The organism is Bradyrhizobium valentinum (genome assembly GCF_001440405.1).
GTDB classification, from domain to species: Bacteria; Pseudomonadota; Alphaproteobacteria; order Rhizobiales; family Xanthobacteraceae; genus Bradyrhizobium; species Bradyrhizobium valentinum.
The window spans coordinates 36,824-59,856 of the sequence record NZ_LLXX01000015.1 but is presented as its reverse complement, the minus strand read 5'-3'; the positions used below and the strand labels follow the sequence as shown (position 1 = coordinate 59,856).

24 protein-coding genes are annotated in these 23,033 nt (G+C 64.2%); 13 read left to right on the top strand and 11 right to left on the bottom strand.

Translation table 11 applies throughout. From position 1 onward, the window contains the following. On the top strand, window positions 1-631 hold a 631-nt coding region (locus CP49_RS01615; RefSeq protein ID WP_057848542.1), incomplete at its 5' end, for a LysR substrate-binding domain-containing protein. On the opposite strand, the gene CP49_RS01610 is transcribed toward CP49_RS01615, so the two are convergent. After that, a complete protein-coding gene (locus tag CP49_RS01610; protein WP_057848541.1) occupies window positions 618-833 on the bottom strand; it encodes a hypothetical protein in 216 nt (71 codons plus the stop codon). The genes CP49_RS01615 and CP49_RS01610 overlap by 14 nt on opposite strands. A 198-nt stretch (window positions 834-1,031) precedes the next feature. Between CP49_RS01610 and CP49_RS01605 the strand changes: the two genes are divergently transcribed. The 3 genes from CP49_RS01605 to CP49_RS01595 all read left to right on the top strand — a co-directional run bounded on the left by CP49_RS01605 (window position 1,032) and on the right by CP49_RS01595 (window position 3,467). Further along, entirely contained in the window at window positions 1,032-1,967 is a 936-nt protein-coding gene (locus tag CP49_RS01605) for a cyclase family protein (protein ID WP_057848540.1), read from the top strand. Window positions 1,968-2,058: 91 nt separating this feature from the next. Continuing rightward, complete coding sequence (gene ruvX / locus CP49_RS01600) at window positions 2,059-2,541, top strand: Holliday junction resolvase RuvX (protein ID WP_057848552.1); 483 nt, start codon at window positions 2,059-2,061, stop codon at window positions 2,539-2,541. A 2-nt stretch (window positions 2,542-2,543) separates the two neighbouring features. After that, window positions 2,544-3,467: an AEC family transporter gene (locus tag CP49_RS01595; protein WP_057848539.1), complete on the top strand. Its 924-nt coding sequence runs from the start codon at window positions 2,544-2,546 to the stop codon at window positions 3,465-3,467. 24 nt (window positions 3,468-3,491) lie between these two features. Here the strand turns inward: CP49_RS01595 and CP49_RS01590 are convergent, their stop codons facing one another. The 3 genes from CP49_RS01590 to CP49_RS01580 all read right to left on the bottom strand — a co-directional run bounded on the left by CP49_RS01590 (window position 3,492) and on the right by CP49_RS01580 (window position 6,869). Continuing rightward, the gene (locus CP49_RS01590; protein ID WP_057848538.1) at window positions 3,492-4,271 is read right to left on the bottom strand and encodes a CPBP family intramembrane glutamic endopeptidase; all 780 of its coding nucleotides are present in this window, start codon (window positions 4,269-4,271) and stop codon (window positions 3,492-3,494) included. Between the two features lie 98 nt (window positions 4,272-4,369). Continuing rightward, window positions 4,370-6,013: an acyl-CoA dehydrogenase family protein gene (locus tag CP49_RS01585; RefSeq protein ID WP_057848537.1), complete on the bottom strand. Its 1,644-nt coding sequence runs from the start codon at window positions 6,011-6,013 to the stop codon at window positions 4,370-4,372. A gap of 22 nt (window positions 6,014-6,035) precedes the next feature. Next, window positions 6,036-6,869, bottom strand: a complete 834-nt coding sequence (locus CP49_RS01580) for a M15 family metallopeptidase (protein ID WP_245310442.1) — start codon at window positions 6,867-6,869, stop codon at window positions 6,036-6,038. A gap of 159 nt (window positions 6,870-7,028) precedes the next feature. On the opposite strand from CP49_RS01580, the gene CP49_RS01575 reads away from it, so the two are divergent. Genes CP49_RS01575 through plsY form a run of 3 tightly spaced genes read left to right on the top strand, consistent with a single transcriptional unit; the run spans window position 7,029 to window position 9,913 of the window. Then, window positions 7,029-7,982 carry an aspartate carbamoyltransferase catalytic subunit gene (locus CP49_RS01575; protein WP_028345624.1) on the top strand — a complete coding sequence of 318 codons (954 nt, stop codon included), beginning with the start codon at window positions 7,029-7,031 and terminating at the stop codon, window positions 7,980-7,982. Between the two features lie 3 nt (window positions 7,983-7,985). Next, a complete protein-coding gene (locus tag CP49_RS01570; RefSeq protein ID WP_057848536.1) occupies window positions 7,986-9,287 on the top strand; it encodes a dihydroorotase in 1,302 nt (433 codons plus the stop codon). A 35-nt stretch (window positions 9,288-9,322) separates the two neighbouring features. Then, window positions 9,323-9,913 carry a glycerol-3-phosphate 1-O-acyltransferase PlsY gene (gene plsY, locus CP49_RS01565; RefSeq protein ID WP_057848535.1) on the top strand — a complete coding sequence of 197 codons (591 nt, stop codon included), beginning with the start codon at window positions 9,323-9,325 and terminating at the stop codon, window positions 9,911-9,913. Window positions 9,914-9,932: 19 nt separating this feature from the next. Here plsY and CP49_RS01560 read toward each other — a convergent pair whose 3' ends face one another. The 3 genes from CP49_RS01560 to CP49_RS01550 all read right to left on the bottom strand — a co-directional run bounded on the left by CP49_RS01560 (window position 9,933) and on the right by CP49_RS01550 (window position 12,802). Then, window positions 9,933-10,532, bottom strand: coding sequence for a cupin domain-containing protein (locus tag CP49_RS01560; protein WP_057848534.1), 600 nt, complete (start codon window positions 10,530-10,532; stop codon window positions 9,933-9,935). A gap of 57 nt (window positions 10,533-10,589) precedes the next feature. Further along, window positions 10,590-11,426 carry a helix-turn-helix domain-containing protein gene (locus CP49_RS01555; protein WP_057848533.1) on the bottom strand — a complete coding sequence of 279 codons (837 nt, stop codon included), beginning with the start codon at window positions 11,424-11,426 and terminating at the stop codon, window positions 10,590-10,592. Window positions 11,427-11,560: 134 nt separating this feature from the next. Next, entirely contained in the window at window positions 11,561-12,802 is a 1,242-nt protein-coding gene (locus CP49_RS01550; RefSeq protein ID WP_057848532.1) for an amidase, read from the bottom strand. A 118-nt stretch (window positions 12,803-12,920) separates the two neighbouring features. Between CP49_RS01550 and dprA the strand changes: the two genes are divergently transcribed. Then, window positions 12,921-14,039 carry a DNA-processing protein DprA gene (gene dprA, locus CP49_RS01545; protein ID WP_057848531.1) on the top strand — a complete coding sequence of 373 codons (1,119 nt, stop codon included), beginning with the start codon at window positions 12,921-12,923 and terminating at the stop codon, window positions 14,037-14,039. On the opposite strand, the gene CP49_RS01540 is transcribed toward dprA, so the two are convergent. Beyond that, window positions 14,040-14,438: a winged helix-turn-helix transcriptional regulator gene (locus tag CP49_RS01540; RefSeq protein WP_057848530.1), complete on the bottom strand. Its 399-nt coding sequence runs from the start codon at window positions 14,436-14,438 to the stop codon at window positions 14,040-14,042. It abuts the gene before it with no gap. A gap of 95 nt (window positions 14,439-14,533) precedes the next feature. Between CP49_RS01540 and CP49_RS01535 the strand changes: the two genes are divergently transcribed. Continuing rightward, window positions 14,534-15,142, top strand: a complete 609-nt coding sequence (locus tag CP49_RS01535; RefSeq protein WP_057848529.1) for an FMN-dependent NADH-azoreductase — start codon at window positions 14,534-14,536, stop codon at window positions 15,140-15,142. A 64-nt stretch (window positions 15,143-15,206) separates the two neighbouring features. On the opposite strand, the gene CP49_RS45725 is transcribed toward CP49_RS01535, so the two are convergent. After that, window positions 15,207-15,347 carry a hypothetical protein gene (locus CP49_RS45725; RefSeq protein WP_197422994.1) on the bottom strand — a complete coding sequence of 47 codons (141 nt, stop codon included), beginning with the start codon at window positions 15,345-15,347 and terminating at the stop codon, window positions 15,207-15,209. A gap of 146 nt (window positions 15,348-15,493) precedes the next feature. Further along, window positions 15,494-16,267 (bottom strand): SDR family oxidoreductase, encoded by a 774-nt coding sequence (locus CP49_RS01530; RefSeq protein ID WP_057848550.1) that lies wholly within the window; start codon window positions 16,265-16,267, stop codon window positions 15,494-15,496. 109 nt (window positions 16,268-16,376) lie between these two features. Here CP49_RS01530 and CP49_RS01525 point away from each other — a divergent pair, with 109 nt between their 5' ends. Then, on the top strand, window positions 16,377-16,865 hold the full coding sequence (locus tag CP49_RS01525; RefSeq protein ID WP_057848549.1) for a winged helix-turn-helix transcriptional regulator: 489 nt from the start codon (window positions 16,377-16,379) through the stop codon (window positions 16,863-16,865). A 117-nt stretch (window positions 16,866-16,982) separates the two neighbouring features. Here CP49_RS01525 and CP49_RS01520 read toward each other — a convergent pair whose 3' ends face one another. Further along, window positions 16,983-17,243 carry a hypothetical protein gene (locus CP49_RS01520; protein WP_420807583.1) on the bottom strand — a complete coding sequence of 87 codons (261 nt, stop codon included), beginning with the start codon at window positions 17,241-17,243 and terminating at the stop codon, window positions 16,983-16,985. A 230-nt stretch (window positions 17,244-17,473) separates the two neighbouring features. On the opposite strand from CP49_RS01520, the gene topA reads away from it, so the two are divergent. From topA to CP49_RS01505, 3 genes are read left to right on the top strand one after another with little or no spacing between them, the layout of a single operon-like run. Further along, complete coding sequence (topA, locus tag CP49_RS01515) at window positions 17,474-20,239, top strand: type I DNA topoisomerase (protein ID WP_057848528.1); 2,766 nt, start codon at window positions 17,474-17,476, stop codon at window positions 20,237-20,239. After that, entirely contained in the window at window positions 20,240-22,594 is a 2,355-nt protein-coding gene (gene rnr / locus CP49_RS01510; RefSeq protein ID WP_057848527.1) for a ribonuclease R, read from the top strand. It begins immediately after the preceding gene. Beyond that, on the top strand, window positions 22,582-23,019 hold the full coding sequence (locus CP49_RS01505) for a DUF983 domain-containing protein (RefSeq protein ID WP_057848526.1): 438 nt from the start codon (window positions 22,582-22,584) through the stop codon (window positions 23,017-23,019). The genes rnr and CP49_RS01505 overlap by 13 nt, the downstream gene beginning before the upstream one ends. The last annotated feature ends 14 nt before the right edge of the window (window positions 23,020-23,033 follow it).

The window sequence follows — 23,033 nt, the reverse complement described above, 5'->3', positions numbered from 1 at the left end:
CGATGGCGAGCCGAAGGGGCCGCTCGCGATCGGCTCGATGGAGACGACGGCGGCGGTGCGCCTACCCTCTTTGCTCGCCGATTTCCATCGCCGCTTCCCGGCGGTGCGGCTGTCATTGCGGACTTCGACAACGGCCGAGCTGGTGGCTGGCGTGCTCAACGGCACGCTTGACGGCGCGTTCGTCGCAGGTCCGGTCGAGCATGCCGAACTCAATGCGACGGTCGCCTTCCGCGAAGAACTGGTGCTGGTCACGGCGCGGCGATGGCAGAGCCTCACCGCTTTACGCGCGGGCACGCCGGAATCGGGACCGACCGCGCTGGTGTTCCGCACCGGCTGCACCTACCGCCAGCGGCTCGAGCAGATCTTTTCGGAATTCGGCTGGCCATCTTCCGCCCGATTCGAGCTTGGCACGCTCGACGGCATGATCGGCTGCGTTGCCGCCGACATGGGCGTGACGCTGCTGCCGCGCGCTGTAGTCGGGCGGAATGACAGCGTGAGCATCCACACGCTAAGCCCGGCGCAGTCACGCGTGGAGACGCTTTTCATCACCCGCCGTACGGCGCATCAATACAGTGCCCTGCAGGTCTTCGCATCCTGCCTGAGCAACAATGGCGAGGTTATTGCAGCCTGACATACCAGCGCCGCACCGCAACGCCGGTCCAGATCGCCTCGACCAGTCCGAACGGCCATGCGCCCTGAAGAAAGCCGTAAGCAGAGCCAAGCGCGCAAGCGCCGGCGAAGGCCAGGATGAACCAGTGGCTGCGGTCCTCCAGCGCGTATGCCACGAGCATCGCGGTCACCGCGAACAGGCCGAACAGACTAAGCGCATCCATCAAATAGCCTTACCCGCGTTCATTCCGCCGGACGAAACTTCTGTGCCATCTTTCCGCAACAAGATGATTTGCGCGGCACGCTTCCTCGGACGGCGATGCGAGCGTCTTGCTCAAAAAACCTCTGGCCGCGCCACACTACTACGTTAGTATGAGGCGCTGGCTACCAAAAACCATAACGTCAATCTGGGAGGGACTGCGATGCGCCTTGCGTTCGTATTGAGCTGTTCTGTTGCCTTGTTGGATGCGGTCGGAACGGCAAGCGCTCAAGACTGGACGAAATCGAAATGGGGGCCGAACGACGAGATCGGCGCCGCCAACTACATGAAGCCCGAACTCGTCGTGAAGGCAGCGGGCTTGGTCAAGACCGGCAAAACCTACGCGCTCGGCATTCCCGTCGATTCCAAGACCCCCGCCTATCCACCGCGGGCCTTCAAGGTCACGATCGTGCAGCCCGGCCAGGCCGGCATTCCCGGCCTTGGACCCAACAAGACGACCTACAACGACGACATCATTGAAGGCTGGGTCGGCGTCGGTAGTCAGTTGGACGGCCTCGGCCATCTCGGTATCGAGCACGTCTACTACAATGGCAACAAACTCGCCGATTTCGCCGATCCGACGGGGCTGAAAAAGCTCGGCATTGAGAAAGTCCCGCCGATGGTGACCCGCGGCGTGCTGCTCGACATGGCGGCTCACTACGGCACCGACGTGGTCAAGGAAGGCACCGCCTTCAACGTCAAGGAGATCGAGGAAGTCGCGAAGAAACAGGGCGTCGAAATCCGCCAGGGCGACGTCGTGATCTTCCACACCGGCTGGCTCAGCCTGATCGGCAAGGACGACAAGCGCTATAGTGCAGGCGAGCCGGGCCTGGGGGTCGAAGGCGCCAAGTATCTCACCGGCAAGGGCGTGGTCGCCGTCGGCGCCGATACCTGGGGACTCGAAGTCCTTCCTTTCGAGTCGAAAAACATCTTCGAGGTGCATCAGATCCTGCTGGCGATGAACGGGACCTACATCCTCGAAAATCTCGACACGGCAGAACTCGCCAAGGACAAGGCCTACGAGTTCCTGTTCGTGCTCGGCCAGCCGCGCTTCAAGGGCGGCGTGCAGAGCATGATCAACCCGGTCGCGATCCGGTAAGACTAAATCGACGAATGGCGTGGCGTTCTCGCATAGACGCCACGCTCCGATCGGCTTTGCCTGTGCGGCACACCGCGTGTTAAGCGGGACCATGCCCGCCCCCATCCTTCCCCTGATCGATGCCGTCACCCACTGGCCCGAGCGTGGCGCCCTCATCGGGCTAGATCTCGGCACCAAGACCATCGGCGTCGCCGTATCCGATCCTGACCGCCGGTTGGCGACCGGTGTCGAGACGATCCAGCGCAAGGCTTTCAAGGCCGACGCGGCGCGGCTGTTGGCGATTTCGGGCGAACGCAGCGCCGTCGGCTTCGTGCTCGGCCTGCCCATCAACATGGACGGCAGCGAGGGGCCACGCGCGCAATCGACCCGCGCCTTTGCCCGTAATTTTTCCAACCTCACGGGGCTTGCCATCGCTTTATGGGACGAGCGGCTCTCGACCGCGGCCGTCGAGCGCGAATTGATCGGCATGGACGTCTCCCGCGCCCGCCGCGCCGAGGTGATCGACGAGCATGCCGCGATGTTCATCCTGCAGGGCGCGCTGGACCGGCTGGCGAAGCTGCGCGGAGATCGCTGAGAATGGCGGTCGTCATTGCGGCGCTGCTGCCGGTGTTTTTGCTGATCGTGCTCGGCTTCATCCTGAAGCGGACCCTGATCCGGCCCGAGACGCAGTGGCACGGGCTGGAGCGGCTGACCTACTACGTGCTGTTTCCGGTTCTGCTGGTGCAGACGCTGGTGAAAGCCGACCTGAGCAAGGTGCCGGTGGCCGGCGTCGGCGGCGCACTGCTGCTGTCGGTCCTGCTGATGTCGCTATTGTGCCTTGCGCTGCGGCCCTTGCTCGCGCGCGCCTCGGTCGATGGTCCGGCCTTCACCTCGATCTTCCAGGGCGCGACGCGCTGGCAGACTTATGTGGCGCTCGCCGTCTCCGGCAGTCTGTTTGGCGACCTTGGGCTGGCGCTGGCCTCGGTCGCCATGGTCGCCATCATCCCGCTCGTCAACGTATTCAGCGTCTCAGTGCTCGCCCACTACGCTTCGCCGGAGAAACGCTCGGTCGGATCGATCGTCATGACCGTGGTGTGCAATCCTTTGATCTGGGCCTGCGCGATCGGGCTCGCGCTCAACGTCACGCATATCCCGCTCCCCAAACTCTGGCATGAGGTGGCGGACGCGCTCGGACGCTCCTCGCTCGCCATCGGCCTGCTGGTGACCGGCGCCGGCCTGCATCTCGAAGGCATATTCCGGCCGAGCCTTGCCGCTTCGGTCGCGCTGTTCCTCAAGCTCGTGCTGATGCCCGTCATCGCGGTCGCGCTGGGGGTCTGGTTCGGGCTTTCGGGCTCGAACCTTGCCATCGTCACGGCCTGCGCTGCGGTGCCCACCTCGTCCAGCGCTTACGTGCTGGCGCGGCAAATGGGCGGCGACGCGCCGCTATTGGCGCAGATCATCACGCTGCAGACCATTTTGGCGGCGATCACGATGCCGATCGCGATTGCGCTGGTGGCGTAGACCGGCCGTCATTGCGGAGAACCGCTAGTGCCCGGCCAGCCAGAGGGTCTGAATCGTCGCTGCCAGATTATTGATGCCGTGCAGGACGATCGTCAGCCAGGTCGAGTTGGTGCGGTAGCGGAGGTAGCCCAGCAGCAGGCCGATCGAAAACACCTCGCCGAAGAAGAACCAGTCGTACTGCAGATGCAGCGCGGTCCAGGCCAGCGACGACAGGAAGATGGCCCCGGCGACGCCGAGCCTTGATTCCGACCAGCCGCGGTAGAGAAACCCGCGCGCAAAAATCTCTTCCCACATCGGCGCGGCGACGGAAAACGCGATCACCAGCAGCCACAGCGCGCCATCGGCCTGGGCTGATTTCAGCACGTCGCCCATGAAGCCCGGCGTTACCTCGCGCCCGAGTGCCCGCGACAGCAGGTCCCAGGCGCCGACGAGGATGGCCAGTGCGGCTACACCTGTGAGGAAATTGCGCCATGAGGGCCAGCGCAGCGCCAGATAATCGGCAAAGGGTATCCGCGTCGGACGGATCGCGACCCACGTCGCCAGCAGCACGGCGGGCAGTCCCAGGATGACGGAGAGCGAGATGGTCAGGCCGCTGCCGACGATACGGATCGCATCAGTGATGTCGAACGACCCGCCATGCCGCAGCACGAAGTAGATGATGACCGTGACCTGGCCGAGAAACATCGCTGCGAAGATGAACAGGCCCCACAGCGACGTGCCCCAGAATTTCCAGACGCGTGGCGGCCGCTGATCGGGGATAGCGGGCGGTACGGCAGTGGAGCTTGTTGTAGTAAGGGAGGCCATCAATCAACTTTCTCGGTGTCGTCATGTCAGGGCATAGGCGAGCGGCAGCGACGCCGTCCTTCGGACGGCTATGCCCGGCCATGACGGATAAAAGATATTCACGGCAGCGTACGCCCCAAGAGTCCGCGGATGTCGTCATTGGCCAGATCGACCGCGCCGTACATGCCGGCGTGAGTCCCGGCAAGGCGCGTGGCTGCGAACAACTGCGCATGCCGCGGCGACACGGCATTGAGCGCGGCGGAAGCCGCCAGCAGCGCCAGCTTCTCGACCGCCAGCCGCGCCACGCGCTCGCTGTCCGGCCGGTGGAACGCCTTGCCGATGAACGCGGTTGCCTCACCCGCGCCCGGCAATCCGAGCGTCTCGCCGGTCAGTTCATGCAGGATGCCGGATCCCGCTTCCGGCTCGCGCGACAGCGCGCGGAGCACGTCGAGGCACATCACATTGCCGGAGCCTTCCCAGATCGCGTTGACCGGCGACTCCCGGTAATGCCGCGCCACAATGCCCTCTTCCACGTAACCATTGCCGCCGAGGCACTCCATCGCCTCATAGAGAAAGCCGGGCGCGCTCTTGCAGACCCAGTATTTGATGGCCGGCGTCAGCAGCCGCATATAGGCGGCTTCCTTGGCGTCGGCAGGCGCGCGGTCGAACGAACGGCACAGCCGCATCACCAGCGCGACGGTAGCCTCGACATGCAGCGCCATGTCCGACAGCACCGCCTTCATCAGCGGCTGATCGGCGAGATGTTTTTGGAACACGCTGCGATGCCTTGCGTGGTGCAGCGCATGCGCCAGGCCGGAGCGCATCAGACCGGCCGAAGCAATCGCGCAATCCTGCCGCGTCAATTGCACCATCTGGATGATGGTGCGGATACCCTTGCCCTCGTCGCCGACGCGCTCGGCATAGGCGCCGTGAAACTCGACTTCCGAGGAGGCGTTCGAACGGTTGCCGAGCTTGTCCTTGAGCCGCTGGAACCGAATCGCGTTGATCGCCCCGTCGGGCGTAAAGCGCGGCATAAAGAAACAGCTCAAGCCATCCTCGGCCTGCGCCAGCACCAGGAAGGCGTCGCACATCGGTGCCGACATGAACCATTTATGCCCGGTGATCCGATAGGCGTTCCCGTCGCGCTCCGCCCGCGTCATGTTGGAGCGCACGTCGGTGCCGCCCTGCTTTTCGGTCATGCCCATGCCGAGCGTCATGCCGCGCTTGGTCCACCAGGGCGCGAAGGCCGGATCGTAGGATCGCGTGCCCAGCACCGGCATCACCCTGGCCAGCAGGTCGGGCTGTTCTGCCAGCGCGGCGACGGAGGCCCGCGTCATGGTGATCGGGCAGAGATGCCCGGTCTCGACCTGCGCGGCCATGTAGAATTTCGCCGCGCGGATCGCCTCCGACGCGCCGCCGGCCGGCTTGCCTGACGCGTTCCAGGTCGAATTGTGCACGCCGGCATGCGCGCTGCGCGCCATCAAGTCGTGATAGGCCGGATGAAACTCGACCTCGTCGCGCCGATTGCCTTTGGAATCGAAGGTGCGCAGTCTCGGCGTGTTCTCGTTGGCAACGCGGCCGCGTTCGGCCATGACAGCCGAACCCCAGTGCTTGCCGAAGTCCGACAACTCGCCCTCGGCCGAAGCGCCGCCGTTGGCGGCCACCGCTTCGACCAACGGCCGATCGGCCGCAAATAGATCGATATCTTCGAACGGTGGTGACTGGTTGAAGACCTCGTGGGTCGCGAATGTTGCCTGGCTCATGGCTGATCCTGGAACCCGTGATTCATTTCCGCGGTGTAATCGGGAAATCATAGGCCTGCCCGCCCGCCCCCGGCAGCGAAAAGTGCCACCACTCCTTCGAATAGTTTACAAATCCTCGCCGCGCCATCACCAGAACCAGCTTCTCCCGCCAGCGGCGCTGGGCCGCCGTGATGGATTTCGCTGATGTGTGCGACTTGACGTCGGAACAATCATAGCCGGTGCCCATATCGACGCTGCCATCCGGCGCGCGAAGGTTCACATTGGCGGTGCAGTCGCCGTATTCCTTGGCTGGATCGAAGGTGGCCGAATTGTCGGCCTTCAAATCGACCAAGGTGAGGTCGAGCGCGGCGCCGGTAGAATGACCGGAACGTTCGGCGATGTAGCCGAGCCGAAACAGGTCGGCCTTGCTGAACGACGGATTGTAGCGCTTCTGCGCCGGTGTCTCCCTGCCGTCGCGCGACCACGCCACCATGTCGGCAACCGCGCGCGTGGGGCGGTAGCAATCGAACATCTTCAAGGACAGACCCTGCAGCGCGAGCTCTTCCTGAACGCTCTTCAGCAGCACGCCGACTTCGCGCTTCACCACGCATTCGGCGGCTTGATACCCCCTGAGCGGACGGCCGACGAAATTGTTGGGGCCGGCGTAACGCATATCCTGAATGATGGTCGGATCGATATCGCGCAAATAGACGAAGCCGGCAGGCAGTTTTGGGGTCTGCGCCGCGGCGCTCGCCAGGCAAGCCGCCGCGAATATCGCCGCGAGTGCAATCCGCCTTGCCGCACCCCTGCCGATGGTCACGCCAGTGCCCCACAACATGATCCGAATGCACTGAATGAAATGCCGTAGGTTTTCCATGGCCTGATCGCGCGCCGATCTCGGCACCCTAGCGGAAACCGGCGGTACGGGACACCATCCGCCGCCGTTTACCCTGCCGCCGAAGCGCTAGTGGATAAGTCCCGACGCGGGATTTGAAGCTTGCCCTACCCGGCATCTCTGCCTATAGCTCTCGCTTTAATGACCCCTGCATCGAAATCGACCTTCGTCCTCGGGCACCGGCATCTGCTGGGAATCGAGGGGCTTTCCGCTGCCGATATTACCGGCCTGCTCGACCTTTCCGAGGAATATGTCGAGCTCAACCGCCAGGTGGACAAAAAGCGCACGTCTTTGCGCGGTCGCACCCAGGTGAACCTGTTTTTCGAGGCCTCGACGCGCACCCAATCCTCGTTCGAACTGGCGGGAAAACGGTTAGGGGCCGACGTCATGAACATGTCGGTGTCCTCGTCCTCGATCCGCAAGGGCGAGACGCTGATGGATACGGCAGTGACGCTTAACGCCATGCACCCGGATATCCTGGTGGTGCGGCACCACGCCTCCGGCGCGGTGGAACTCCTGGCGCGCAAGGTTGACGGTTCCGTGATCAATGCCGGCGACGGGGCCCACGAGCATCCGACCCAGGCGCTGCTGGACGCGCTGACCATCCGCCGCAACAAAGGCCGGCTGGAAGGGCTGGTCATCGCGATCTGCGGCGACGTCATGCATTCCCGCGTCGCGCGCTCCAACATCCTCTTGCTTAACACCATGGGCGCCCGCGTCCGCGTGGTGGCCCCCTCCACGCTGCTGCCGCGCGGCATCGAGCGAATGGGCGTTGAGGTGGCGCGCGACATGCGCGAGGGCCTCAATGGCGCCGATATCGTCATGATGCTTCGGCTGCAGCGCGAGCGGATGAACGGCTCGTTCGTGCCGTCGTCCGGCGAATACTTCCACTATTTCGGTCTCGACCAGAAGAAGCTCGCTTACGCCAAGCCGGACGCGCTGGTGATGCATCCAGGGCCGATGAATCGCGGCGTCGAGATCGACTCGATCGTGGCGGATGGCGCGCAATCGCTGATCCGTGAACAGGTAGAAATGGGAGTGGCGGTGCGGATGGCGGTGCTGGAAGCGCTCGCCCGCAACCTGCCGAACGCGTAAATCATGCTGACAGAACGCCGCCCGATCCTGCTTGCCAATGCCCGCGTCGTCGATCCCTCAAGGGATTACGACGGCCCCGGCGACGTGCTGATTGCCGACGGCATGATCCGGGATTCAAAACGCGGCATCGGCGCCGCCGGCGTGCCCGAAGGCACCGACATCATCAATTGCGCCGGCAAGATCGTCGCTCCCGGGCTGATCGACATGCGCGCCTTCGTCGGCGAGCCCGGCGCCAGCCACCGCGAAACCTTTGCCTCCGCCAGCCAGGCGGCTGCGGCCGGCGGTATCACCACCATCATCTGCCAGCCGGATACCTCGCCCGTCATCGACAATTCGGCGACGGTCGACTTCGTGCTGCGCCGCGCCCGCGACACCGCGATCGTCAACATCCACCCGATGGCGGCGCTGACCAAGGGCCTGGGCGGCATGGAGATGACCGAGATCGGGCTGTTGAAAGCTGCCGGCGCGGTGGCCTTCACCGACGGCGACAAGAGCGTCACCAATGCGCAGGTGATGCGACGGGCGCTGACCTACGCGCGCGATTTCGACGCGCTGATCGTGCACCACACCGAAGACCCTGACCTCGTCGGCGAAGGCGTGATGAACGAGGGCGAATTCGCGGCCAGGCTCGGCCTCGTCGGCATTCCCAACGCCGCCGAAGCCGTGATGCTGGAGCGCGACATGCGCCTCGTGGCGCTGACCGGCGGGCGCTACCATGCGGCCTCGCTGTCCTCGATCGAGTCGCTGGAAATCCTCAAGCGCGCGCGAGACGCCGGCCTCGACGTCAGCGCTTCCGTGTCGATCAATCACGTCACGCTTAACGAAAACGATATCGGCCCCTACCGCACCTTCCTGAAATTGTCGCCGCCGCTGCGCACCGAGGAGGACCGCCTCGCGCTGGTTGCCGCCGTGGCCTCCGGATTGATCGACGTCGTGATGTCGGATCACAATCCGCAGGACGTCGAGGTGAAGCGGCTACCGTTCGCGGAAGCGGCGCCCGGCGCGGTTGGGCTGCAGACCATGCTGCCGGCGGCGCTGCGGCTGATTCACAACCGCGAGATGAATTTCAAGACGCTGATCCGGGCGATGTCGACGCGGCCAGCGGAACTGCTTGGCCTGCCCGGCGGTTCGCTGCGCGCGGGTTCCCCGGCCGACGTCGTCGTGATCGATCCCGACACGCCGTGGGTGCTTGATCCCGCGGACCTGAAATCGCAGTGCAAGAACACGCCGTTCGACGAAGCCCGCTTCTCGGGGCGCGTCGTGCGTACTATCGTGGGCGGGCGGACAGTTTATGAACACGTCTGATTCGTCCGAAACGGGCCGCGGTGGGAGCTACCGCAATGTCTGAGGCATTCCTCGTCGTCGCCTTCCTGATCGGCTATCTGCTCGGCTCGATCCCGTTCGGCCTGGTGCTGACCAAGCTTGGCGGTACTCAGGATCTGCGCTCGATCGGAAGCGGCAATATCGGCGCCACCAACGTGCTGCGGACCGGCCGCAAGGGCCTCGCCGCGACCACCCTGATCGGCGACATGCTCAAGGGCACGTTCGCGGTCATCATCGCCGGTTATTTCGGCGGCGCCAATGCGGCGATGCTGGCCGCGCTCGGCGCATTTCTCGGTCACCTCTTCCCGGTCTGGCTGAAATTCCAGGGCGGCAAGGGGGTGGCAACCTATATCGGCGTGCTGATCGGTCTGTTCTGGCCGGCAGCCCTGATGTTCTGCCTGATCTGGCTCGCCACCGCCGTCACCACCCGTTACTCGTCGCTGTCGGCCCTGGTCGCCGCTTTCGTCACGCCGCTGTTCCTGTGGTGGTTCGGCCATCCGGCGCTGGCGTCGCTGTTCGTCGTGCTGACATTGCTGCTGTTCTGGAAGCACAGCGAGAACATCAAGCGGTTGCAGGCCGGGACTGAGGGACGGATCGGGGCGAACTGACGCGGTCGCCCCCTTGGCCCTACTCAGCCGGGCTCGGAGCGAGCAGCCGCTCTTCGCGAAGCGGCTCGATCGCCAGCCGGTACCCGCAGAGCCTCGCCACCGGCGCCAACAGCGCGAAGATGAATTTCTGCAGAAAGATCGGCGGGCCCGCAAGGTAAAGGTGGTCGCGATAGGTGTGCAGCACCAGCGCCATCCCGAGAAACTTCGGATCACCCTTGCTGGAAAACCACTCGGTCCGATGCGCGGCAAGGGTTGCGAAATTCGCAAAGAAGCGAAGCTGTTGCTGCGCCGGCCTGAACTCGATTTCCAGTTCAGCCGCGCCGTCGCCGGCATTGGCAAAGAAATGCGGCTCGCCACGCGGCACGACCGCGCTTCCGCCAGCTTCGACAATCTGTTCCCTGCCCGCGACAACAATTTTGATGCGGCCGGATTTCACCGCAAAATGCTCGTCCGCGCCGGGATGGATGTGAAGCAGCGCGTTGCCGCCGCCCGAACCGCCCTTTTCCAGGATGACATCGAAGCGCGCCACCGCCGGGTCATCGACGGGGCCTGAAAACACGAACGTCTCTTTATTGAAGGCGTTGCGAAGCTTCGCTCCGCGCTTGATCTCGGTCAGCATCGTCCATCTCCTCATCTCATGCCGTCCACCGGCCTCGGAGATGCGCTGCCTAGTGAGCTAGGTCATGAATGTATTGTAAAAATCCGACGCGGCGAGTTCGGCGTTCCAGCCGCGATATTCCGCAGCCATCGTGCCGCGAAAGAACGTGTCGGGCGGCGCGCCGGCCAACGACCTGAAATCGTTGATCAGATGCGCCTGGTCGTTGTAGCCGGTCGCATAGGCGACGTCGGCCCAATCGCTGCCCTTGCGTCGCGCAGCGACGACCTTTTCAATCCGCGCGACGCGGGCGAACTGCTTCGGGTTGACGCCGGTCAGCGTCTTGAAGCGGCGCTGCAGGCTGCGTTCGCCGACATCGAGACGCGAGGCGAGGTCTTTCATCGAGACCGTAGGATCCTGCTTGAGCGCGCGGACCGCGCGATGGACGACAGGATCGAACCGGTTGGCGGCGACCCGGTCGCGCAGGAACTGCCGCATTCGCGCCACGCGCGCTTCCGCATTCTCCGCTTCGGCGAGCATTTCTTCCAGCAAGGATGCCTCGCGGTCTCCAAAAATATCTGACAGTTCCACGCTGGCATCGGTCATATCGGCCAGATCGCAACCGAGCACACGGCAAGCCTCTTCGGCCTTCAGGCGGACCAGCACGACACCGAGCGGACCACTGGGACGCAGGGTCATCGCTCTGGTTTGCATCCCATTGGCGGTGCGCTTGTAGCAGGGCCGGTGCGCCGCCGTCATCGCCGCACGGTAGTGCACGATCAGAACGGGCGACGTCGTCGGCAAGACCTTTATCGTGAGCGCGCGGGCCGAGCGCGCATCGTCGAAATCGGCATCCCAGATCGCTTCGGCGAAGTCGCAGAGCGCCCCGCCTGCCGGAAAGAATTGAGATTGAGGCATGCTTGATTGTCGTTCCTGCCGAAAAAACCGTCCTTGTGACCTTTGTTTGTCGGCGTTTCCTCAGGCAGGTTGCATCGTTCCGCTCAAATAAATCGGACTGACCTCCCGAAATCGACGGACCGCGCTCGGCGGTCTCATTGCCGCCTTAGCGCGTCCTCGACGAAGCGCGCCGCCGCAAGCGCCGCGGCATCGGCGCCATATCTCGCAATGATCTGCACGCCGACCGGCAAATCGCCGTCCGCGATGTGCGCGGGAACATTGACGCAAGGGACGCCCATCAGCGTCCAAAGACGGTTGTAGCGGGCATCGCCGGTCGAACCCAGTCCCCTGGGCGCGGCACCCGGGGCCGACAGGGTCAGCAGCATGTCGACTTCGTCGAACAGTTCTTCCAGTGCCTGCCTGGCGCGGTTCGCTGTTTTGATCGCCTCGTCATAGGCGACAGGCGGTGTATTCCTGCTTTCATCCAGCTTTGCGCGCAACAGCGGCGCCATCTGCGCGTAATGTTCGCGATATTCCCAGGCAAGCGCCCGATGCGCCTCGAACTCCTGCACGATCGGCTGCGCGCGCCATGCCTCGGCGAAAATCTCGGGCAAGTCCAACGCTCGCGCCGAGGCACCGGCTTTCTCCACCGCCCGTGTCGCGATCCGCAACGCCTCCCCACCCGACGCGTCTGGCGCGCCGGCGAAGTCCTGTGTCACCACGCCGATGCGCGGAGTCGGAATATCAGGTGGCAGGAGCAATTCGGGCCTGCCGGTCATCGCGGACAGCCCGCGCGCCACATCGTCCACACCGGCCGCGAACAATCCGACCGTATCGAGCGTCCATGAATAGCATTTGACGCCGACGGTGGGCAGCAGGCGGTAGGACGGCTTGATCGCGGCGACGCCACAGAACGAGGCCGGCCGGATCACCGAGCCGCCGGTCTGCGTTCCCAGCGCGAGCGGGATCATGCCCGCCGCTACTGCTGCCGCCGAACCCGATGACGATCCGCCGGGCGTGTGACCATGGTTATGCGGATTGAGCGTTGGCGTCGGATCTATCGAGGCAAACGCGGTGGTCGTGGTCTTGCCGACGATGCTTGCGCCCGCCTGTTTCAGCATCATCACGACGGCGGCATCGCCGCGCGAGCGAAATCCCCGGTAGATCGGCGAGCCCATTTCGGTCGGAAACTCGGCCGTGTCCATGATGTCCTTGATCCCGACCGCAATACCCCGCAGCGGCCCAGCGCTTTGCGCGCGAAGACTTTCGTCCCGACAAACGAAGGCGCCGATCGACTTTTCATGCGCACTGGTTGCTTCGAGCGACTGCGCGATCGCAGCATCTGCGGAAAGGTCGCCGGCATCGATGCGGCGCTGAAGTTCGGCGAGCGAAATCATGAAGGCATTCCTCTGATGAGGACGCAGGTTACGGAGAGCCTTGGCATGGAGCAAGCGTAGCCACCCATCACAATCAAACAGGTTGATTGCAATCTCCGGTTGGGCAAAGCTGCATCGCATGGATGACCGGACGCAACTCGCCACCCACCTCACCGACGCCGACCGGATCGACCGGCTGCGGCTGATCCGGTCCGACAATGTCGGCCCGCGCACCTTTAACTCGCTCATCAGCCATTTCGGCAATGCGCGCGCGGCGCTGGAGCGGCTGCCCGATCTGGCGCGGCGCGGCGGCGCGGCGCGTTCGGGGCGCATCTGCAGCGAGGAGCAAGCACGGGCCGAACTTGCCGCGAGCAACAAGATCGGCGTCTCGCTGGTCGCGCCCGGCGAAGCCGCCTATCCGCCGCGGCTGGCGGCGCTCGACGATGCGCCGCCCCTGCTCGGCGTGCGCGGCAACCTCGATGCGATGACGCGTCCGATGATCGCGATCGTCGGCTCGCGCAACGCCTCAGGCGCCGGGCTGAAATTCGCCAGCCAATTGGCGCACAACCTTGGAGAAGCCGGCTTCGTCGTCATCTCCGGGCTGGCGCGCGGCGTCGATCAGGCTGCGCATCGCGCGGCGATCGAGAGCGGCACCGTTGCGGTGCTGGCGGGCGGTCACGACCGGATCTATCCGGCGGAGCATGAGGATTTGCTGGCCGCCCTGCTCCAACGAGGCGGCGCGATTTCCGAAATGCCGCTCGGCCATGTGCCGCGGGCCCGCGATTTTCCGCGGCGCAACCGCCTGATCTCGGGCGCGTCGCTCGGCGTCGTGGTAGTGGAGGCCGCGCACCGTTCAGGATCGCTGATCACGGCGCGGATGGCTGCCGAACAGGGCCGCGAAGTCTTTGCCGTGCCCGGCTCGCCGCTCGATCCGCGCGCCGCCGGCACCAATGATCTAATCAAGCAGGGTGCGGCGCTGGTCACCGAAGCCAGCGACGTCATCAACGCCGTTCAGCCGATCATGGAGCGGCCGACCGTGCTCGAGGCGCGCGAAGGCGATGATGAGCCGCTCGATTTCGACACGGATCCGGGCGAGCGCGAACGCATCGTCGCGCTGCTCGGGCCGAGCCCGATCAGCCTCGACGATCTGATCCGCATGTCGGGCCTCTCGCCTACGCTCGTACGCACGGTGCTGCTGGAGCTCGAGCTTGCCGGCCGGCTGGAGCGCCATGGCGGCGGGCTGGTGTCGCTGATCTGATCAGGACTCGTTGCGCGCGTCGAATTTCGTCCGCGCACGCTGGATCTCCGGCTGATGCTCAATTGCCCATTGGCCGAGCGCCTTTACCGGCGCAGACAAGCCACGCCCAAGTTCGGTCAATTCGTAATCGACCCGCGGCGGAATGGTCGGAAATACTGTTCGTGTCACGAGACCATCCCGCTCCAATCCGCGCAGCGTCAGCGTCAGCATCCGCTGCGAGATGCCGCCGATCATGCGCTTGATCTCGTTGAAGCGCTTCGCGCCATCGCCGAGCATCATGATGACGAACACGCTCCATTTGTCGCCGACCCGCGCCAGGACAGAGGCCGCGCCGCGGCAGTCACTGTCGAGGTGCGGACCGGGTGGAAAGGCAGGCACATTCTTGTGCTCGGGTCTCATGGATGTGCTCGGGTGTAAAAAATGTGCGTTCTTGCGGGGTTTTAGGACAGTCACTCATATAGCGCCAGTTACAAACTTATACCAAGGGACCCCTCATGAAGCTTCTGCATCTCGATTCCAGCGTCCTCGGCCCCCACTCCGTCAGCCGTCAGGTTTCCGCCGCCATCGTCGACCGCCTGCGCCAATCTACGCCCGGGCTCGAAGTCAGCTACCGCGATCTCACGCTCACGCCGCTGGCGCATCTCACCGGCTCCCACCTCGCCGCCGGCCAAGGGGCGGCCCCGGAAGCTTCGCTGCGAGAGGATATCGCCGCCGGTCAGGCCGTGCTGGAAGAATTCCTCGCCGCCGACATCGTCGTGCTCGGCGCGCCCATGTACAACTTTACTATCCCGAGCCAACTCAAGGCCTGGATCGACCGCATCCTGGTCGCCGGCAAGACGTTCAAGTACTCAGCGCAAGGCGTCGAAGGTCTGGCCGGCAACAAGCGCATCATCGTCGCGATCTCGCGCGGCGGCTATTATGGCACGGGCACGCCGGCCGCGCTCGGCGAGCATCTCGAAACCTATTTGCGTTGGGTGTTCGGTTTCATCGGCATCAAGAGCCCCGAATTCATTTCCGCCGACGGCATACAGATTGGTCCCGAACATCGCGAAAAAGCCGTGGCCGGCGCGCTGAAAGCCGCAGGCGACCTGAACGCCGCCTGAGTTGGGACGACAGCGGCTGCCGTCGCCCAACGGCAGCCGCTCATCGGTGATCGAGAAGGCCAGATCAGAAAATGCCGTTCATGCGGCAGATAACGATGACGAGGGAAACCAGGAGACCGACGCCGGAGAACAGCGCAATTGAAACGAACTGAGCGGTGTCCGAATTCTGCAAGGCGGATGAAGAGACGTCGACCTTTTTCGGCATGACTGCTCTCCGGTTCTCTTTGGTCAAGAAACTCCCATCGTTCGAATGTCCGGCAAGGACGATTGACGTTCAATGCGCCCTTCCGGCTCAGCGCCAATACGCCGCAGGGTGGCGGGGCTGGCCGGACGTCAGTTACGGAGCCTGGTTTACCCCCGATAGATCGGCGCGCCGCTCGGAGAGGCCGTGGCGCCGCCATCGACGAACAATTCCTGGCCCTGCACATGCGCGGAATCGTCTGACGCCAGGAACAGCACCGTCTTGGAGATGTGATCGGGTTCGCCCATGCGGCCGAGCGGCGTCGAGAGCCCGATCCGCTTCTCAAAGGCCTTTTCGGCTTCCGGGGTTGCGATCGCCGCGCCCCAGATCGGGGTGCGGATCGCGCCGGGCGCCACCACATTGACGCGGATGCCGCGCGGCGACAGCTCAGACGCCATGATGCGCGCCATCGCCCGCACGCCTGCTTTCGCCGCGCCATAGGCCGAATAGCCGGGGATGCCGAGCACCGAGATGACAGAGCCGTTGAGAATGATCGAGGCGTTGTCGTTGAGATGCGGCAGCGCGGCCTGAACCGTGAAGAACACGCCTGTGAGATTGGTGCTGATGACCTTCTGAAACGCCGCGATATCAGTCGCGCCCAGCGGCGTGCCGCCGGCGATGCCGGCATTGGCGAACAGAATGTCGTATTTGCCGAACTTTTCGGCTCCCTTCCCGATCGCCGCCTCGGTCGCAGCGACGTCGGTGGCGTCGGCCACCACCGCGAACGCGTTCAGGCCCAACTCTGCGGCGGCGGCATCGAGAGTCGCCTGATTTCGTCCGGTTATGACGACCCTGGCGCCTTCGGCCACGAACAGTCTGGCGGTCGCGAGCCCGATGCCGCTGTTACCGCCAGTAATCAACGCCGTTTTGTTCGCGAGCCTCATGACCGCCTCCAATGGTTGCATAATTAAACTAGATTGCCGATCTAGAGCATCTGGTTTAATATTGCAACCACACAAGGCCGTGATCTGGCCTTTATCGACGGAGCCCGCGATGGTGAAACGGACCAGCTTTGAGCACGACGATTGCCCGATCGCACGCTCGCTGGATGCGATCGGCGACTGGTGGTCGATGCTGATCATTCGCGAGGCGCTGTTCGGGGTCAGCCGCTTCGGCGAATTCCAGAAGAGGCTCGGCCTCGCCAAGAACATCCTCACGGTGCGGCTGCGCGCGCTGACCGATCAGGGCATTCTGAAAACCGCACCCGCCTCCGACGGCAGCGCATATCAGGAATACCTGCTGACGCGGAAGGGCCGCGGCGTCTTCCCGATCCTGGTCGCCTTGCGGCAATGGAGCGAGGAGTTCGACGAGCGGCCGGAAGAGATCAGCACCATCCTGGTCGACAAGGAAAACGGCCAACCGGTTCGCAAGCTCGAACTCTATTCGCAGGATGGGCGGCCCTTGGGCGCGGGCGATACCGCGCTGAAGTCGCGGCCGGCAGAAAAGCAAGGCAAGCGCGCAACGGCCAGTCCGTCATCCTGAGAGTCTGACGGTGCGAGCGGAGCGAGCCTCGAAGGATGAGCGGCCCCAGACGGGCTGTCGCCCTTCGAGACGCGCTTCGCGCTCCTCAGGGTGACGAATTAAGACGGCTCCCAACCCTCACGACAGCTTACGCTTGCTCCGGGTGCGCAGGCGCTCTTCCGCCTCGAGCTGCGCCATGCCGAGCAAATGGCTGAGCACCTCGAGCCGGTGGCGCTCCGCCAGTTTGACCAGTTCGGCAACGGTTTCCGCGATAAAGGCCACGGCCTCGTCGGGGCCGCCCTCCTCACCTCGTTCAATGGTTCGTTCCTCGGGTGGCGAGTCCCGACGCTTGCCTGAAGCTTTTGCTTTCCGCTTCCGGCCGCCTGCAGCCTTGCTCAAAAAACTTGCATCCAATGGCTTTGAATATTGCCCAGAAATAACCCCTTTATTGACGCAACTCTAGGCAGTACTCCGTACCTATGTGGATATAAAGTCGAAGCCAAGGGGTCCCTGCTTCCTTACTGCGGATTTGACAGGGGCCGCCTCACCACCCATGTTCGGGTCCAATCGGTGGGCCGCGAGTCTCGCGGAACCCGCCTTTATCTTTTCCCATAAGCCATTGGAATGACATGAATATCGTCATCGTGGAGTCGCCGGCGAAAGCCAAGACTATCAACAAGTATTTGGGCGCCTCCTACGAGGTTCTGGCCTCGTTCGGCCATGTACGCGACCTCCCTGCCAAGAACGGTTCCGTCGATCCGGATGCCAATTTCCAGATGATCTGGGAGGTCGATCCCAAAGCGGCTGGCCGGCTCAACGACATCGCCAAGGCGCTCAAGGGCGCCGACCGCCTGATTCTCGCAACCGACCCTGATCGCGAGGGCGAAGCGATCTCCTGGCATGTGCTGGAGGTGATGAAAGAGAAGCGCGCGCTCAAGGATCAGAAGATCGAGCGCGTGGTGTTCAACGCCATCACCAAGCAGGCCGTGACCGATGCGATGAAGGCGCCGCGGCAGATCGACGGAGCGCTGGTCGACGCCTATATGGCGCGCCGCGCGCTGGACTATCTGGTCGGCTTCACGCTCTCGCCGGTGCTGTGGCGCAAGCTGCCGGGCGCGCGCTCGGCCGGCCGCGTGCAATCGGTGGCGCTGCGCCTGGTCTGCGACCGCGAACTCGAGATCGAAAAATTCGTCCCCCGCGAATACTGGTCGCTGGTCGCGACGCTGACCACGCCGCGCGGCGACAGTTTTGAGGCGCGCCTTGTCGGGGCCGACGGCAAGAAGATCCAGCGCCTGGATATCGGCTCCGGCGCGGAGGCCGAAGACCTCAAGAAAGCGATCGAGGCGGCGAACTTCACGGTTTCGACCGTGGAAGCAAAGCCCGCACGCCGCAATCCGCAGGCGCCCTTCACCACCTCAACGCTGCAGCAGGAAGCCAGCCGCAAGCTCGGCTTCGCGCCGGCGCACACCATGCGGATCGCGCAGCGGCTCTATGAGGGCATCGACATCGGCGGCGAGACCACCGGCCTCATTACCTATATGCGAACCGACGGCGTGCAGATCGACGGCTCCGCGATCACGCAGGCGCGCAAGGTGATCGGCGAGGATTACGGCAACGCCTATGTGCCTGACGCGCCGCGCCAGTATCAGACCAAGGCCAAGAACGCGCAGGAAGCGCATGAAGCGATCCGCCCGACAGATCTGTCGCGCCGTCCCGCCGAAATGCGCCGGCGCCTCGATACCGATCAGGCAAAACTCTATGAGTTGATCTGGATCCGCACCATCGCGAGCCAGATGGAATCGGCCGAACTCGAGCGCACCACCGTGGACATCGCGGCGAAAGCCGGTTCCCGCGTGCTGGAACTGCGCGCCTCGGGCCAGGTCATCAAGTTCGACGGCTTCCTCGCACTCTACCAGGAAGGCAAGGACGACGACGGCGACGACGAGGATTCACGCCGCCTTCCCGCCATGAGCGCGGGCGAAGCGCTGAAGCGCCAGGCGCTCGCCGTCACCCAGCATTTCACCGAACCGCCGCCGCGCTTCTCGGAAGCTTCGTTGGTCAAGCGGATGGAAGAGCTCGGCATCGGCCGCCCATCGACCTACGCCTCGATCCTGCAGGTCCTCAAAGACCGCGGTTACGTCAAGCTCGAGAAGAAGCGGCTGCATGGCGAGGACAAGGGCCGCGTCGTGGTCGCCTTCCTCGAAAACTTCTTCTCGCGCTATGTGGAGTATGACTTCACCGCCGCGCTGGAAGAACAGCTCGACCGCATCTCCAACAACGAGATTTCCTGGCAGCAGGTGCTGCAGGATTTTTGGATCGGCTTCATCGGCGCGGTCAACGACATCAAGGATCTCCGCGTCGCCGAGGTGCTGGACGCGCTCGACGACATGCTGGGGCCGCACATCTACCCCGCCCGCGCCGATGGCGGTGACGTCAGGCAGTGCCCGACCTGCGGCACCGGCAAGCTGAACCTGAAGGCCGGAAAGTTCGGCGCCTTCGTCGGCTGCTCGAACTATCCAGAATGCCGCTACACGCGCCCGCTCGCCGCCGATGGCGAAGCCAGCGCCGATCGTGTGCTCGGAAAGGATCCCGAGACCGACCTCGACGTCACGGTGAAGGCCGGACGTTTCGGCCCTTACATCCAGCTCGGCGAGCAAAAGGATTACGCCGAGGGCGAAAAGCCGAAGCGCGCCGGCATCCCGAAGAACATGTCGCCCGGCGACATGGAGCTGGAACTGGCGCTGAAGCTCTTGTCGCTACCGCGCGAAATTGGAAAACATCCGGAGACCGGCGAACCGATCACTGCCGGCATCGGCCGCTTCGGCCCGTTCGTGCGTCACGAAAAGACCTATGCGAGCCTGGAAGCCGGCGACGAAGTATTCGACATCGGCCTTAACCGCGCGGTGACGCTGATCGCCGAAAAGATCGCAAAGGGCCCGAGCGGCCGCCGCTTCGGCGCCGATCCCGGCAAACCGCTCGGCGAGCATCCGAGCCTTGGCGGCGTCGCGGTGAAGAACGGCCGCTATGGCGCCTATGTCACGGCCGGCGGCGTCAACGCCACGATCCCGAGCGACAAGACGCCTGATACCATCACCCTCGCTGAAGCCATCGCGCTGATCGACGAGCGCGCCGCCAAGGGCGGCGGCAAGCCGAAGCGCGGCGCGAAGAAGAAGGCCGCGCCGAAGAAGGCAGCCGGCAAGACCACCGACAAGGCTGCCGACGCGCCAAAGCCTGCCAAGAAGGCGGCCGCGAAGAAAGCCGCGGCGAAGCCGAAGTCGGAAGCCATCAGCAAGGCGCGCGCGCCAGTCGCGTCGGCTGCCAAGACAATGGCGGCGAAGCCCACAGCAGCATCCAAAACGCCTGCGAAGAAGAGCGCGGGCAAGGCCCGGGGATAAGTGAAGAGAAAACATGACAATGGCTTTCCGGCCCGGGACGCCATCGTCGCCTTTATCCGTGCGAATCCAGGCAAGATCGGCACGCGGGAAATCGCCCGCGAGTTCGGCCTGAAGAATGCCGACCGCGCCGAGCTGAAGCGCATCCTGCGAGAGCTCGCTGACGAAGGCGCCATCGCCAAGCGCGGCCGGAAGATCCACGAGACGGCGCTCCTGCCCCCGACCGTGATCGCCGACATCACCGGCCGCGATACCGACGGTGAATTGCTTGCCACCCCCACCGAATGGGACACCGAGGAAAACGGTCCCGCGCCGAAGATCCGCATCCACGTCCCGCGCCGTCTGCAACCGGGCACCGCTGCGGGCGTCGGCGACCGGGCCCTGTTGCGGATCGAAAAGGCCGATGATGGCGAAGGCGCCCCCTATCGCGGCCGAATCATCAAGATCATCGATCAAGCCCGCACGCGCCTGCTCGGCATCTTCCGCAGACTACCTGGCGGCGGCGGCCTGCTCGTTCCCGTCGACAAGAAGCAGGCCGGGCGCGAACTAAACATTGCGCCAACGGACACCGGCGGTGCCGAGGACGGCGACCTCGTCAGCGTCGATTTGGTTCGCTCGCGCGGCTATGGCCTCGCCTCCGGCAAGGTGAAGGAGCGGCTCGGCTCGCTGTCGAGCGAAAAGGCGATCAGCCTGATCGCGATCCACGCCCACGAAATCCCGCAGGCGTTTTCGCCTTCCGCGTTGCGCGAGGCCGAGGCCGCCGAGCCCGCGACGCTGAAAGGCCGCGAGGACTGGCGCGAGCTGCCGCTCGTCACCATCGATCCGCCCGACGCCAAGGACCATGACGACGCGGTGCACGCCGCGCCCGATCCCGATCCGAACAACAAGGGCGGCTATATCGTCCATGTCGCGATTGCCGACGTCGCTTTTTACGTGCGGCCGGGCGCGGCGCTGGACCGTGACGCGCTGACGCGCGGCAACTCGGTGTATTTCCCCGATCGGGTAGTGCCGATGCTGCCCGAGCGCATCTCCAACGACCTCTGTTCACTGGTGCCGGGCGAAGCGCGCGGCGCGCTCGCAGTGCGGCTGGTGATCGGCCCCGACGGCCGCAAGCGCTCGCACAGTTTTCATCGCGTGCTGATGCGCTCGGCCGCCAAGCTGCACTATGCGCAGGCGCAGGCCGCGATCGACGGGCGCTCCGACGACTTAACCGGCCCGCTGCTGGAGCCGATACTGAAGCCGCTCTATACGGCCTATGCGCTGGTAAAACTCGCGCGCGACGAACGCGATCCGCTCGACCTCGACCTGCCCGAGCGAAAGATCCTGCTGAAGCCGGACGGAACCGTCGACCGCGTCATCGTGCCCGAACGTCTCGACGCGCATCGCCTGATCGAGGAATTCATGATCCTCGCCAACGTCGCCGCCGCGGAAATGCTTGAAAAGAAGGCGTTGCCGCTTATCTATCGGGTACATGACGAGCCGACCCTGGAGAAGGTTCATAACCTCCAGGAATTCCTGAAGACGCTCGACCTGCCGTTCGCGAAAAGCGGCGCGTTGCGCCCTGCTCTGTTCAATCGCGTGCTCGGCCAGGTTCGCGGCGAGGATTACGAGCCGCTGGTAAACGAGGTGGTGCTGCGCTCGCAGGCGCAGGCGGAATATTCGGCGGAGAATTACGGTCATTTCGGCCTCAACCTTCGGCGCTATGCGCATTTCACTTCGCCGATCCGGCGATACGCTGATCTGATCGTGCATCGCGCGCTGATCCGCGCGCTGGGTCTTGGTGAAGGCGCGTTGCCGGACACCGAGACGCTGGAGACGCTGAGCGAAGTCGCGGCGCAGATTTCCGTGACCGAACGCCGCGCCATGAAGGCGGAGCGCGAGACCGCCGACCGGCTGATCGCGCATTTCCTCGCCGACCGTATCGGCGCGACGTTTCAGGGGCGGATTTCCGGCGTTACCCGCGCCGGCCTGTTTGTGAAGCTTTCGGATACCGGCGCCGACGGGCTGATCCCGATCCGCACACTCGGCACCGAATACTTCAACTATGACGAGACGCGTCACGCGCTCGTCGGCTCGCGCAGCGGTGCCATGCACCGGCTGGGTGACGTTGTCGACGTGCGTCTGGTAGAAGCTGCACCAGTGGCTGGCGCGTTGCGGTTTGAGCTGTTGTCGGAAGGCCAAGTGGAAGGCAAGGTCATTCCGCGCGGCAGAAAACGCGACGGCGCGAAAGCGTCGACAAGGGCGTCGAAATCGCATCCAGGCCGCAGCCCGCGCGACAAGGTTCGCAAGCCTCACAAGGGCAAGTCGGGCAAAGCCAAGCCCGGCAAATCGAAGAAAGGCAAGTCATGGAAACGGTGAACGCCGCGACGACATGGAGCCGGGACACCGCGCAGGCTGAGAAGCGCGACCTCTGGACCGCGATGAAGCGCGGTTTTCGCTGTCGCTGCCCGCGCTGCGGCGAAGGCAAGATGTTTCGCGCCTTTCTGAAGACGGCCGATAATTGCTCGGTATGCGGGCTCGATTTCACGCCGCACCGCGCAGACGATCTGCCGGCCTATCTCGTGATCGTCGTTGTCGGCCACATCGTAGTACCGGCGGCTTTGTGGATCGAAACCAATTTCTCACCGGCCGTATGGCTGCAGTTGGCGATCTACTTGCCGGTGACGCTCCTTTTATCTCTGGTGCTGTTGCAGCCGATCAAGGGCGCAGTGGTCGGCATTCAGTGGGCCCTGCGCATGCACGGCTTTGACGAGAATGCCCCTGGCGACATTCCTCCGGTCTAGCTAAACCGGAACCA

Coding starts and splice junctions, on each gene's coding strand:
- CP49_RS01610 (WP_057848541.1), bottom strand. CDS start 833: ATGGATGCGCTTAGTCTGTTCGGCCTGTTCGCGGTGACCGCGATGCTC.
- CP49_RS01605 (WP_057848540.1), top strand. CDS start 1,032: ATGCGCCTTGCGTTCGTATTGAGCTGTTCTGTTGCCTTGTTGGATGCG.
- ruvX (WP_057848552.1), top strand. CDS start 2,059: ATGCCCGCCCCCATCCTTCCCCTGATCGATGCCGTCACCCACTGGCCC.
- CP49_RS01595 (WP_057848539.1), top strand. CDS start 2,544: ATGGCGGTCGTCATTGCGGCGCTGCTGCCGGTGTTTTTGCTGATCGTG.
- CP49_RS01590 (WP_057848538.1), bottom strand. CDS start 4,271: ATGGCCTCCCTTACTACAACAAGCTCCACTGCCGTACCGCCCGCTATC.
- CP49_RS01585 (WP_057848537.1), bottom strand. CDS start 6,013: ATGAGCCAGGCAACATTCGCGACCCACGAGGTCTTCAACCAGTCACCA.
- CP49_RS01580 (WP_245310442.1), bottom strand. CDS start 6,869: ATGGAAAACCTACGGCATTTCATTCAGTGCATTCGGATCATGTTGTGG.
- CP49_RS01575 (WP_028345624.1), top strand. CDS start 7,029: ATGACCCCTGCATCGAAATCGACCTTCGTCCTCGGGCACCGGCATCTG.
- CP49_RS01570 (WP_057848536.1), top strand. CDS start 7,986: ATGCTGACAGAACGCCGCCCGATCCTGCTTGCCAATGCCCGCGTCGTC.
- plsY (WP_057848535.1), top strand. CDS start 9,323: ATGTCTGAGGCATTCCTCGTCGTCGCCTTCCTGATCGGCTATCTGCTC.
- CP49_RS01560 (WP_057848534.1), bottom strand. CDS start 10,532: ATGCTGACCGAGATCAAGCGCGGAGCGAAGCTTCGCAACGCCTTCAAT.
- CP49_RS01555 (WP_057848533.1), bottom strand. CDS start 11,426: ATGCCTCAATCTCAATTCTTTCCGGCAGGCGGGGCGCTCTGCGACTTC.
- CP49_RS01550 (WP_057848532.1), bottom strand. CDS start 12,802: ATGATTTCGCTCGCCGAACTTCAGCGCCGCATCGATGCCGGCGACCTT.
- dprA (WP_057848531.1), top strand. CDS start 12,921: ATGGATGACCGGACGCAACTCGCCACCCACCTCACCGACGCCGACCGG.
- CP49_RS01540 (WP_057848530.1), bottom strand. CDS start 14,438: ATGAGACCCGAGCACAAGAATGTGCCTGCCTTTCCACCCGGTCCGCAC.
- CP49_RS01535 (WP_057848529.1), top strand. CDS start 14,534: ATGAAGCTTCTGCATCTCGATTCCAGCGTCCTCGGCCCCCACTCCGTC.
- CP49_RS45725 (WP_197422994.1), bottom strand. CDS start 15,347: ATGCCGAAAAAGGTCGACGTCTCTTCATCCGCCTTGCAGAATTCGGAC.
- CP49_RS01530 (WP_057848550.1), bottom strand. CDS start 16,267: ATGAGGCTCGCGAACAAAACGGCGTTGATTACTGGCGGTAACAGCGGC.
- CP49_RS01525 (WP_057848549.1), top strand. CDS start 16,377: ATGGTGAAACGGACCAGCTTTGAGCACGACGATTGCCCGATCGCACGC.
- topA (WP_057848528.1), top strand. CDS start 17,474: ATGAATATCGTCATCGTGGAGTCGCCGGCGAAAGCCAAGACTATCAAC.
- CP49_RS01505 (WP_057848526.1), top strand. CDS start 22,582: ATGGAAACGGTGAACGCCGCGACGACATGGAGCCGGGACACCGCGCAG.